Consider the following 13278-nt stretch of genomic DNA (forward strand, 5'->3'; position numbering starts at 1 on the left):
ATTATTTTAGATTTTCAACGGTTTAATATAACCGTTTGAAGAATAAACATTTAACTGAGTATTTGAGAAACAGTGGTAACGAGTTAGCAACTGTGCTATTTTCAGCGTTTTGCGGTGCTATACTGTCAAATAACTCTTTCATTTGCAAAGTTATTACTTTTTATTGAAACGCACACTTTTCCGATATGAAATTTAACAAAAAGTCTCCAACAAATATATGTTAGAGACTTTGATTCATTACAATTGGATTTTTATTTATTCAAATGACGATAAACTATATTTGATATATCTGCCATTATTTTGGCGTTATCATCATCAGACTCACGAGAATCCTTTATCAAAACGACAATGTAGCACTTCTCACCGTTGGGAAGATATATCACTCCTGCATCTCCCTCGCTTATCTGTATGCCATCAGCAGTTCGGTTAGAACGTCCCGTTTTATGCCCAAATTTTATATCGGTAGGCAACCCCGCTATTAGTTTGTTCTTGCCAGACACACAATCAAGCATGGCTGTCTCTAAAAACGCAAAATGCTCTTTTGTCAAAATATTTTCTGTATGAAGTTTCTTGAGCAATTGCGCAATAGCTAATGGTGTGCTCCAATTGTTGTAGCATAACATAATGTCCGTATGCATGCTTTCCTCTGTCTCCGTGAAATTCATATCCTTTATCCCAAGAGATTTTATGTAGGAGTCCACTTTATCAATACCACCAACAAACCTTATTAACCAATCGCATGTGTTGTTGTCGCTAATCGATACTGTGTATTTGATTATATCCCTATAAGATATACGAATCCCTTGGTCGGGATATTTATCCCTTAACGGGCTATACGTGTTTTTCAGCATTTCTTTCTGTTTGATATACACCATTTTGTCCAGCGGAATATTCTCTGCTTCCATTTTTTTCAGAGCTGTCACTGCTATATGGAATTTGAATACACTCATAGTGGGATATTTGTCCTCGTTGGCAATGGCAATTATATCGTCATTATGGATAATTGCTACCCCGACAGACGCTTGCTTCCCTTTGATAATCTTTTCAATTTCTTGGGTCATGTTCTGCCCGAAAGCCATAATGCTGCAACAGCAACAAAGCATAACTGATAATAGCGTTTTTGTCATGTTCATTTTTGATAGTGGAACTTTTTGTTTCATATAGTTTTCTTTTTTGCTTCTTAGCCCAAAGAAGCGGATGCTCAAATGCAGAAACGTGGACTACCAATGCAACATTCTAAGTCGAAGGTCGTAGGAAACCTAAATGCACGAATGTAGTATAGCAGCCCACGCTATATGCGTGAGAACCACTATGCCATCCTTGTGCAGTGTCTTGAATTTCCTACGTTCTCGACTTACAAGAAAGCATAACGCTTCTTTTTCTTATGTCTTGGATAGAGTTGCCTCAATCCGAGTGCAAAAGTACAAAAAATCCGTGATATGTCATTCAACAATCACGGACTTTATTTTGATTTACAGTTGCATACCTCTGTTTTGTCTTGGTTTCGGTATTCCGATAGCTTCCCTAAACTCGTTCATCTTCTTTCTGAACCAGCTTATATGTGATACTCCATCAATCTTGAAATCGAACTTTCCATTTTCATCCTCTTTAATGGAGCAGACGGCACGTTGGGTTTCAAAGCCTTGGTTGAACTCGGAAGAATGTAGCTTGCCTTTTATGGGAACGTCCTTGAATGTGCATAATCTTCGGATAATATCGTCATTGAAGCCCAAGCGTTCACGCAGGAAATTTATTGTCGGTATCAGCTTCTCCACATATGGGAAGTAGCGTTTCACAAAGTCTGTAAACTCGGACAATTTGCGGTGTCGCAGCTCGTAAGCGTCTGTTATCTCCTGTATGTGTTTCGCCTGTTGCTGTTCCCTTTGTCGGGCTTCTTCTTGAAGTTCTGATACACGCTCATGCAGATTCTTGTTCTCCCTCTCCAGCGTCTTGACCTTGTTGCTGCCGAAAAAAGAACCGACACTCTCGGCTATGTTGGTCGCTGCGGTCGTGGCTGCGCCTTTCAGTTTCTCAGTCTGCACCTCTTTCTTGGCTTGGCGGAGTTCCTGCCGTGCCGCTTCTTTCCGCTCCTGCAAATCTACCACTTCCGCTTTGAGGCTATCGACAAGTTTCTGTGTGTCCCGATAATACTGCTGCGTGGACTTGTGCCGTGCCGTTGAACCGTCTATGCCACGCTGCAATCCGTACTTTGCCATCGCAATGGCGTAGGTATCTTGGTAGGTCTTCAATTTCAGCCGTGTCATAATGTCATCGGCACACAGTCTTACGGTGTCGGTCGGCTTCTTGCGGTAGCGTTTCTTTGTCTGTTCCTCCCGTTTCCTGCGCTTACGTTCCCCCTTTACGATTGGAACAAGGGTGATGTGTATGTGTGGCGTTTCCTCGTCCCGATGAAGGTGCGCAGCCACAATATTCTCCTTACCGAACATGAAGGCAAAGTAGCTCATGTTGTCGGCACACCACTCGTCCAATCTGCCTTCTTTTTCGATACGCTCCATGTCCTCATGCGTTCCCGACACGATGATGCGGATTGCCTGTACTTGGTTGTTACCGATTTTGCGTGTCAACCCTGCGTTTTCCAAACGGTGTTGGATGGCTGCTGTTCGGTCTTTCACTCCATCGGGATAGTCGATGAGTTTTCGGTTAAGATGCGTGCGAGTTGGATCGGCGTTCTTCGGTATGATAAAACGCTCGATGTGGGCGGTCGTTCCGCTGTCGGAACCGTGCGCCTTTTCCATATGTAATACGACAAATCCCATATATGGTTTTCCTTTCTTTTTTAGCTTGTGAAACAATGGTTGATTATTCTCCTGTACGGCTTCTGCCGTTGGCTTGGGAGAGTCCAGAGAGGTGCAACCTCTTTGGCTTATTGGGGAATTTTCAGCGTTGCTTGCAATGCGGCTCGGAAAATTCCCTAATAAGCTATGGTATTTTCCGCTTGTAAATATCCGCACGGCTGCAAGCGTTCTCACTCCCTACATCTTCAGCCCTCGCTTTTTCGGTGGCTGCATCATCCGCCTTGCGGATTGGACTTGCCTCTCCTGCTTCATCGGCTCTGCCGATTGGGACAAGGGCTTACCGCACAGGTAGTCGTTCAAGTCCTTATACTCACTATAGTGTATGGACTTGTCGGAAAGGCGTTCCCCGAACCTTGCTTGCAGATGCTCACAGGCTGTCCGTCCTGCCGTATCGTTGTCAAGGAAACAGCCGATTTGGGAATAGTCAGCCAATATGCCCTCCGCCTTTGCGAGATTGGAAACGGAGTTCAAGATGATATAATCCTGCGTGGTCAGTCGGGGGCATTGCGGATTGTTCCTCACACGGATGGAAAGGAACGAGAGGTAATCCATGAAGCCCTCGAAAAGATAACAGGTTGTCGGCTGTTCTCCACTTTGTCGGATATGGGTGATGTCCTTTGGAGCGACACAACCTTTGAAATAGCGGTTGCGCACCTCATAACCACCTGCCATATTCGGGAAACCGATGGCGAAGTATGGTCTGCCCTTGTTTTCAAAATGCAGTTCCTTACATTCCCTCTTGGCGAGTTCGGTGCTTATTCCTCGCTCCTGCAAATAGGATAATAGTACAGGAGAGGATAACTCCGAAACTTGCAGATGTCGGTACATCGGTTCTGAAACGGATTGCCGACCAAAAGAAAATGGTACATGGATGGCGGTGTGCAGATGCGGTGTCTGTTTGGCGATGCACTCCAACAGATACGGCACGTTGTCGGAGCGGTAGAGTTCCGAAGCCAATGCGATGATATTGCCACCCTTGCCGATGCCGAAGTCATACCATTGGTTGAGTTCGGTGTTTACCTTGAACGAGGCTTCGGCTTCCTCTCTCAGCGGTGACTTGTACCAAAGGCTGCTATCTTGTCGCTTGACGGGTGTGTACCCCAGACTTTGCAGATAGTCTGCTATTCTGATTTGTTTTGCTTCCTGTATTGTCATAATGTATATTCCTACGGATTTGATGATGGTTGATAAAGCGATGATTTGATGAACATATGGTTTAACACATTGATTTATATCTATATATCATCTCATCATTTATTCATCAAACCACTCACGAAAAGAGAAATTCATCGTTTACGGTGTCGGGCATGGTCTGTCCGTCCTGTTTTCTCCTTTCATCAGTGAGATACTTTTGATGAATGTTTGATGAGAATGTAAATATCTATATTTCAATATATTTATATACTTATTCATCATTTCATCAAAATAATCATAGTGTTTCCAAAAACGATTTTGTCACGGTGTAGAACCGTCCTGTCTTCCGCATGGGCGAATAGTGACAGTCACGGGTATAGTCCAACTGATAGGTGGTATAGGTAAGCGTGTTGGGTGCAGGATTAAGTTTCCAACACTCTTTCAATACCCTGCGTACTTGATGTTTCTCCACTTTTGCCTGTGAATACCGCAACAAAAGAAAAATATCGTTGCAGTCAAAAGAGAAAGTGTCCGTGCCTACACTTTCCATAATGTCAAGGATAAGCTCGTGCATCTCTATCTCCAATCTGTTGCGGTTGCTGCGGATAATCTTCTGCAAGGCTTCGGTATGCAGTAGTGAGGGCGTGAACCACATACGGCTTTTCTTTTCGGTGGATAGCTGCCTATGCTGTAAATGGTGGAGAAAAGCAGGTATCTCCGCTTTCAGTTTTTGCAGGAAGTCGGTATCATCCGACTGCAAGCGGTCTATCTTGCGCACCCAATAACGGGTTTCACCTGCATCAATGATGACAGGCAGGTACTCGTTGTTTGAACACAGCACGAATTTGGCGAAGAACGCAATTTCGTCACGGTCTTTGCCTTTGGCTTCCACCTTGTAGGATAGTGCCGTGCTCAGGTTCTTCAACCGCTCGCTGTCCTCCCGGCGGCTCAGCAATACTTCGTCCACCACGATAAGGAGTTTCCCAGCCCAGTCGGAATTGAACTGGCTGCGGAAATCCTCGTTGGTGTTGAATGTCACGTTATTCTGAAACAGGGCTTTCAGAAAATTGAGGAATGTACTTTTGCCTGTGTTGCGCTCCTCCGACACCAACAGCAGGATGGGCAACTTCTGAATGGGTTGCAGGTAGAGCAGTTGAAGATAGTCCATTCCCAACTCGTATTGCTCCCCGAAGATATGTTCCACCAATGAGCGGACAGAGGGGAAATCACCCTCTTGCGGTTGGTGGGGTATCGGCTCGTAGAGGTTAAGGAACTTGCCGATTACAGGCTGATAGCTGACGTGTTCGGGTACGGTGCAGAAGCCGTCATACTTGGGTACGCTGCCGATGTAGTCCTTGCCATAGTCTTGGCGCAGGGTCTCGTTGTTCCATGCGATGCGCTTCCTTACATACCCTCCGTTCAGTCTTGGCTGCTCCACAATCTTGTAGAGCGTTGTGCCGACACGGATAAACTCTTCCTTTGCCATGCCGCCATCTGTGGGCGGTCGGTGGCTGTCATTTACTTTGTTTGCTTCCATATTCCAATGATTTAAGTTTGAAAAAATGTCAGCTACAAAAGTATAATCAACTGTCGGATAAGTTGATACGCAAATCACAGCAGAACGCAGCAAAAAATACTTCGGGGCTGTTCGGGGCTGTAAAAACAAAAAATCCGAAGAAACAGAGCTGAAAACAGATGCTTCTTCGGGTGCGTGAGTATGTGTGAATGGCAATACGCCTATGCAAAGTATTTCGGATTTGCCGTATCAGTGATGTTCAGCGAAAAGAAGATGCCTGTTTTTTCTTTTCGCAAGTACAGTCTTTCAAGTATGGCTCTGCGAACCTGTTCCGCTCCGAATGTGTTGATGCGGAAAGCAAGGGCGATGATGGCTTCAAGACTGTAAACCTCCATGCTGCGTTTGTCCGACAGTTTGATGGTATGCTTTGTCTCATATTCCCTCAAAACACCGCTTTTACAAAGAGCCTTTATCCCTGCTCGGATTGTTGGGGCGATAACCCCGAACAACTCGCAGAGTTCCCACTCGGTCATGGCAATGGAGACTGTATCGGTCGGCAGGGCGATGTTGCCCTGTCCGTCCATCGTGATGATGCTTCGTTTCTCTTTCATCTGTATTCTTCTTTATGGGTTATCAAATGGCACTGCAAATGCTTTTCTCCATATCCCCCAACTTGTCGGACAACAGTTCCAAGTCCTGACTTATCTTTTGGGCGGTTATCTTCGCGTAGATTTGAGTGGTCTTTATGTTGGTATGCCCCAACAGGCGGCTGACGGTTTCAATGGGTACTCCGTTGGATAACAGTATGGTAGTTGCTGCCGAATGTCTTGCGACATGATATGTTAAATGTGTCTTTATACCGCACAAATCGGCTATGGCTTTCAGCTTTTTGTTGCAGGTCGTATTACTTGGCATGGGGAAAACCTTATTGTCCTTTGCCATCCCCTTATACTTCTCTATAATCTTTCGGGGAACGTCCAACAGACGGATATTCGATTCGGTGTTGGTCTTCTTTCTTCGGGTGATAATCCATAAGTTACCGTCAAAGAAAGTTTGCAGGTTGTCGGTGGTGAGGTTCTTGACATCGGAATATGCCAACCCCGTGAACACCGAAAACAGAAACAGGTCCCTCACAAGCTCGTGGGTCTTGTCGGGCATCTCGGTATTCATCATGGTGTGTATCTCCTCTTTCGTGATATACCCCCTGTCCACGCTTTCGGGAGAGTTGATATACCCTGCAAAGGGATTGAACGGCAGACGACCGTCATTTCTCGCTATGGAAATGATGTGCTTCAACACAATCATATAGCCCCAAATGGTATTAGTGCGGCATTTCTTCACCGTGCGCAGGAAATACTCGAAGTCGTTGATGAACGTGAGGTTTAACTCTTTGAGGGGAATATCCTCACGCTTGTATGTATGGGGCAGGAACTCCCGAATATGCTTGCAGACGGTTATGTACCGTTGGAATGTTCCTTTGGCACGGCTGTGTCCGACTTTCTTTGCAAACTCCGCATTGTGCTGCTCAAAGAGTTTCAGCAAGGTTTCCTGCTTGATACCGATACCGAGATAGGCATCTTTCAGTTTGGCAGCGGTCACATATCCGTCTGTCTGCATCAGTTCTTGGTAGCGGCGGTTCACCTCCACCCGAATCTTGTCAACCGCACGGTTGATTCTCTGCGCTTCGGCACTCTTGCCCGAAGCACGGTTGTTCTTCACATCCCACAAATGGGGTGGAACTTCCATTTTGCAACTGAACTGCTTAATCTCTCCGTCCACCGTAAGGCGGCACATCAGTGGCAGGTTGCCGTTGGGCTTTGCACTGCCTTTCTTCACGTAGAATAAGACCTTGAATGTACTTCGCATAACTCACTTCTTTTTTGGTGACAAAATTAGTTTACCGTGAGTTACCAACAGCTACGCAAAATTACGCAAATCGCAGAAAAACAGATGCTTATTCTGGAAGTTCACACATTACGGCAGTAATGATGTGGTAACTGAACTCTTGCGTTGTGTGGCTTTTGGATGTCTGCAAACGACCTTTTCCACATCAAAAGCAAAAGCGTAACGACCACTCTTTCAGTTGAATCGCTACGCTTTTCTCAAATTTACTTTTTAGCTATCTGTTTATTTTATACAATCAGCAGGTGTCATTTTCACATTGAAAGCACATTCTCGAGACGCATCTGTCCCCTTCGCCCTCGGTCACATAGCCCGCTATGCTCCCTCACCCGAAGGAAACATCTGCGCCCCGATAATGCACTTTCAATGTAAAAATAATTTTGAACACCTACTTACTCATTAAAATTAGTGATATTTACAGATACTGTAACATAAATAGCCTTAGAACTTGCAACGAATGTTTATAATATTGTATATTTGCCATATTATCATACTTTATTAACCTTGCAATGTTAACAAGACATTGACATTGCGAAAAACAATTTAGGCAAATGAGACGGAAAACAATCATGAAAAATACGCTCGCGGCCCTTTTGCTCTTATTTAGTACAACCCCAGCGTTGGCGCAAGACAAGGTCAAACTCACCTCGAATGAAGGCGAGATTGTGTGGTTCACATTAGGTCAAGACCTTGACAAGGCAGAGGTGCCGTACGTTGTAGTTCGATATGACTATCAACAAGGCAATGGCTACATTATTACAACTCCCAATAGCAGTTATACTTTCAGTTTCGATGCAAATTGGTCGCTCGAACTCATACCCGATCCAGCTACCGGCATAGACGAAGTACCAGCCACCAACTCCAGCAAGCAGGTATTGTTCAGCCTGAATGGGCGTAAACTATACATCAAAAATCTGCCCGCCAAATCATCGGTGACGCTCTACGATTTGCAAGGCCGTTTGGCCATGACCGTCCAGGCCGACAATCAAGGTTGTGCCACACTGCAACTGCCTGCAACAGGCCTTGCCACCCCCTATGTGGTGCGCACAGCAAGTATTAACTTCAAAATCATTGCAAAATGAGAAATCTGTACAAACATATAGGCAGTGCCTTCATGGCAGCATTGCTTCCTTTGACAGCTGCGGCACAATCACCTCTCGAGTCGGGACATAGCATCATGGTGGGCGATGACACTTATGACATGACCGATATTTACGAAATAGCATTTGTTGACAAAGCAACACTCGGCAGTACCCCACAAGTGGCGGCTCCCTCGGTGGTCAAACTCCTAAAGCAAGCACCCAATATGCGCATTTGGGCCAAACTGCTCGATGCCACAGGTTGGGGGGCTAAGATGAAGCCAGATGCTAAAGCCGAAAAGGCTTTTGCCGAGAAATATAAAGCACATGCTGGCACCTACCCCAACAATACCGTTTCCTCAACCCCTTTCCAAGCATATCGCCGCCAAGGATTCACCCTTTTTGCCGAGACCGATGAAGTGTTTAACAAAGAGTGGGGGGTGCCCATGCCGGTATATGATGAAGCCACACAAAGCATTACAAACTGGGAGGCCATAAAGCAAGTACTGAATGAGCAATGTGGAAAAATATACTCCAACCTCAAGCCTGGCGACCTTACCGACAAGGATAATGCCGTAAACATATTCGTGGCCACCCACCTGCTCAACAGCAACATGCAATTAGCCAACAACAGCGCTGTGCGGCATGCCACAGAATATGGCTACACCACGGGCGAGAACATAAACGAGCCTTCTACCAACTACACCGTCAACGTGTGGGACTACTACCGCACTGCCTGGCCACAAGAGAGCAAATTGCTCAAAATCACGCAAACGCCCGACGGACAATTCTACCTCAACCGTTTCAGCAAGTACGACAACGGTTTGACGGGCACCTATGTCGAGACAGGCACACTGCAAGAGGGCATTTTGGCTCACGCCCGCAACGAGGTGGACAACTCTGTTTATAATAATGTGGCATTAGATGGCAGCTATCACCCGATAGATAATATACTAAGTTTCAACTCAGACTATGCAAGTGCCATGAAGAGTGAGCGCGTGCGTATGGACTTCACCACGCTGCTGCCCGAAATAGCAAGCAACAACTTGCGTGGCAAGGACGCCTACTTCCCCACCGACTACTTCAGCACACTGACCAATGTAAGCCCCGACACCGAAATCCAACTGTTATATGCGTCCAAAGGTTGGGTAGACTATCAAGGAGACGAATTTCTTGTTACTGGCAACTACGACTTCACGCTAGAAGTGCCCGCCATGCCCAATGATGGCAGTTACGAACTGCGCATGGGCTATAGTGTCAATGAGGTGCGTGCCAAGAGTCTGCTCACCTTTATCTGCGAAGACGAGGCAGGCAATCAAGGCACTTGGGGCAAACCCCTGGTGCTTGACCAGAGCGAACCAGTCATGGCCAACGACGGCATTGCCCAAAAAGATGCCGATTTGAATTACGACGAAACGCTTTGCGCCGAAAACGACTATGCGCTGCACAAATTGGGCTACATGAAGGCACCAGCTTACTTCCACATAGCTGGCGACCAACATGCCAACTCAGCCCGTGACGAGTTGGGTAGAAGCTATAATGGTGGCAACATGCGGCGTGTGCTCATTACCTCAAATATGTCGCCACGCATGAGGTATTACATTCGTTTTCAGTCACTGAACAACAGCGGTCTTGCACAGTTGCACCTCGATTATATTGAGTTCGTGCCGCGGCTCGTAGATGTAGCAGGCGAACCTTATCGTGAAGACGTGTGGTAACAATTTGTTCTGTATTCATTACGACATTACTGCACACCCTACAATATTCCTTATTCAACTCATTTCACACACTATGAATACCATATACAAACATACCATACGGCGCATCTTTGGTTGTGTGTTGCTATCAACACTCCCATTAGGCGTCATGGCGCAAAATGTGCGCGTAATAAAAAGCGACGGCACCATCAAGATGTACGATGGCAGCAAGCAAAACATCAAAGTAACGCCCGTGCCAACGGTCAATACCAACGACAAGGTTAAAACTGGCAGCACGCTTTATGACAATTTGCAAGCATTAGGCAACTACACCACCTATTTGCGCTTGATTGACTCTTTCGCTGGCATACAACGCGCGTTCAAGAACGAGCTGACCGACTACGAACGCAAATACATGGGTAGTTTTGACACGCTTACGGTGTTTGCTCCAAACGACGAAGCCTTTGACCGTTTCTTTGCCCACAACGCATGGACAGACGAACAAGGCAATGCCATAAGCAGTTATGAGCAACTGAGCGATAGTCAAAAGCTTTCTCTCATCTACATGAGTTATATTCCGGGGTTCGTCACAGCTAATAGTCTGCACGCAAGTAAGAGTGTCAGGGGCTACTTGCGTCTGTACAGCTATGACAGGCAGTTTAATCTTGTGCCCTACAAACACACGGGTGGCACAGATATCAAGACCTTTCCGCCAGATAGCTACAGTTATATTGACTACGCCAAAGAACTCAACCAGCACATAGTGGATGGTGTGTGGATTGGGTATGGCACAATAGGCGACTACACAGGTGCACTTGCTTATCGTGGCGGCACCATGATATGGAATGATGACTATTGGCAATACAATGGGCTGAGCCATGACGACTTGGTTTTTATAGGCGCAGCAGACACCGAGGGTTCAGAGCACATCACAATAGGCAACGCCCACATTACCCAACCCAACCAGCGGTGCCAAAATGGCTATCTGCATTTGGTTGACGAGGTGGTTGTACCGCAGCCCAACCTCATGTGTGCCCTGGCACAAGCGCGTTGGGGCGGGAAATGCTCATTGGCAAGCAGTTTGGTGCAAAGGTTCAACTACCTTAAATACGACCCAGATTATACATATTATGATGAACAGATACTTAACGATGGCGACTCTGCTATGACTGTCCGTAATTCGTTGCTTGACAGAGTGTCTACCACCACGACACAAACCCCTGCCATCATACTACCCACCGACGAGGCACTGAAGGCATTCCTCTTAGCCTCCGACAATCCTCTTTGGCAGTGTGGCATCAACAAAGACAACTATTACGACATGCTTATGTCCTTGCCGCGCGAGGTGTTGCAGCCCTTTGTCAAAGAGTGGTTCCGCACATCATTCACCGACGTGTTGCCGAGTCGTTATAGCAATATGCGCAGTGCCAAGGGACACCAGTTGTTAGCCGATGTCACCTCGCCCGAAGCCTACAAGCTCACGGTGCAGCAAGTCATTCCCGCTGTTGATGGTATTATTGTAGTAGTTGATGCTGTGCCAAATGCCGAGGACCTGCGCAACGAACTTACTTTTGTCAAGCTTGCCGGCCGAGTAACTGGTACTGCACTGACCGCAAACGACCGTTACGAAAACAATACTAACGCTGCCCCATTCTCTACCGATTACCAACGTGAGATGCACAACAAGTCATTTACCATGTTCGTGCCTACCGACGAGGGGCTGAAACAGCACGGATTGGTTGACCCTATGAGCATGGCTTCAAACAACCGCGTTTCGTGGCGTTATTGGTCATTAACCCCCGATAGTATCAGCTATAATGGAGATGGTCAAATAGCCGTGGCGGCAAGGGCCTATCGCTATGATTACAACAAAGTACGCAACGCCGAGACCGATAGGCCGTTGGGTGCGACGTTTTCAAGTAATGCCAACGAAAATTGTGCTAATGTCAACTATGGACCTACAAAACGCCAGTTGTTGACCGATATGCTCGACCAGCACATTGTGCTGCAAGATGTGAATAGTTTGCTCAACACCCCGCGGCACTGGTATCTTTCGCGTAGCGGTATGCCCATCTACATGAAGGAGCACACCGACCTCAACATTGTGGTAAATGGTGGTATGCAAATCGACCTCAACAGGAGAGATGCTGCCGACAAACACGATTGCATCATGCAGCTCGTAGGCCAAAACAGCACAGGCACAAGCGTCGTCATAGACCGCCCCATGCAGCCAACCACCCAAAATGTGTACCAACGTCTTAAGTCCAACGATGCCTTTAGCACGTTCTTTGAATATGCCGAGGCACTGAACAATGCCTACACACTGAAAAATATGCTATTTGGTAATGAGGCATCGGAGGCTCTGAGCCGGAAGTACACAATCTTTGCCGACCCCAGCGGCAGCTATGCACGTTATGGCAATGATAACACCATGTTGGTCAACTTCTTCCATAACTTCAATTACACCATCTTCGTGCCTACCAACGAGGGTATGCAAAAAGCCGTCGAAGCAGGTCTGCCCACCATCGAGAGCATCGAGCAATTTGTCGAAGAGAGTTTGGACGATAACGGCCAACTGCCCGACGACAAACGCGAGCAAGCTCAAGCCAGATACCTCACGCTGCTTAACTTCCTGAAGTACCACTTCTGCGACAAGTCCTACTTCCTCGAACCCGACCTTGAAAGCGGCGACACCGAACAGACTACTACCGCTTGCATCGATGCCAGCAACCAACAGGCTCTGACTGCAGACATCAACAGTGGCAATGGCATGCTGATGGTGCGCGATGCCAGCAATTATTACAAAGCTGTAAAGCCCGACCTTGCAAACATCATTGCACGTGATGCGGAATTTAACGCCGAACCTACGAAGGCTAAATATATTCTGTCAGCCTCAAACGTGGTGCTGCATGGCATAGACAATGCCGATTACCTGCTCTTTGACAACACACTCAATGGCGACTTTACGCGTGCATGGCGTACACCATCTGCCGCCCGCAAGTTTGTGAAGAAATATGGCAAGTAGGCATATCGCACTCTGACAACGTACCGCTTTCCACCTACCGCGTACAGCGACAAGTTAAAAGACTAAGCTTTTCATTTGTCATTGTACGCGGTTTGCATTACCTTTGCAT

The 13278-nt window shown here is 46.7% G+C and carries 9 protein-coding genes; 3 read left to right on the top strand and 6 right to left on the bottom strand.

The annotated features are described in order from the left end of the window. Positions 1-251 precede the first annotated feature (251 nt). The 6 genes from BQ5453_RS02985 to BQ5453_RS03010 all read right to left on the bottom strand — a co-directional run bounded on the left by BQ5453_RS02985 (position 252) and on the right by BQ5453_RS03010 (position 7332). Entirely contained in the window at positions 252-1160 is a 909-nt protein-coding gene (locus BQ5453_RS02985; RefSeq protein ID WP_206340447.1) for an MUN family extended-spectrum class A beta-lactamase MUN-1, read from the bottom strand. A gap of 312 nt (positions 1161-1472) precedes the next feature. Further along, a complete protein-coding gene (mobV, locus tag BQ5453_RS02990) occupies positions 1473-2777 on the bottom strand; it encodes a MobV family relaxase (protein WP_048927168.1) in 1305 nt (434 codons plus the stop codon). A 216-nt stretch (positions 2778-2993) separates the two neighbouring features. Next, complete coding sequence (locus tag BQ5453_RS02995; RefSeq protein ID WP_048927169.1) at positions 2994-3971, bottom strand: toprim domain-containing protein; 978 nt, start codon at positions 3969-3971, stop codon at positions 2994-2996. Between the two features lie 274 nt (positions 3972-4245). Then, positions 4246-5487: a primase-helicase family protein gene (locus BQ5453_RS03000; RefSeq protein ID WP_054350315.1), complete on the bottom strand. Its 1242-nt coding sequence runs from the start codon at positions 5485-5487 to the stop codon at positions 4246-4248. Between the two features lie 200 nt (positions 5488-5687). Further along, complete coding sequence (locus BQ5453_RS03005) at positions 5688-6077, bottom strand: virulence RhuM family protein (protein ID WP_048927171.1); 390 nt, start codon at positions 6075-6077, stop codon at positions 5688-5690. Between the two features lie 22 nt (positions 6078-6099). Further along, a complete protein-coding gene (locus BQ5453_RS03010; RefSeq protein WP_048927172.1) occupies positions 6100-7332 on the bottom strand; it encodes a site-specific integrase in 1233 nt (410 codons plus the stop codon). Between the two features lie 605 nt (positions 7333-7937). On the opposite strand from BQ5453_RS03010, the gene BQ5453_RS03015 reads away from it, so the two are divergent. From BQ5453_RS03015 to BQ5453_RS03025, 3 genes are all read left to right on the top strand, one after another. After that, entirely contained in the window at positions 7938-8450 is a 513-nt protein-coding gene (locus BQ5453_RS03015) for a hypothetical protein (RefSeq protein ID WP_143033277.1), read from the top strand. A 32-nt stretch (positions 8451-8482) separates the two neighbouring features. Beyond that, entirely contained in the window at positions 8483-10165 is a 1683-nt protein-coding gene (locus BQ5453_RS03020) for a hypothetical protein (protein ID WP_235860019.1), read from the top strand. A 73-nt stretch (positions 10166-10238) separates the two neighbouring features. Beyond that, positions 10239-13169 (top strand): fasciclin domain-containing protein, encoded by a 2931-nt coding sequence (locus BQ5453_RS03025; RefSeq protein WP_071122101.1) that lies wholly within the window; start codon positions 10239-10241, stop codon positions 13167-13169. Positions 13170-13278 lie beyond the last annotated feature (109 nt).

The organism is Prevotellamassilia timonensis, assembly GCF_900106785.1.
GTDB classification, from domain to species: Bacteria; Bacteroidota; Bacteroidia; order Bacteroidales; family Bacteroidaceae; genus Alloprevotella; species Alloprevotella timonensis.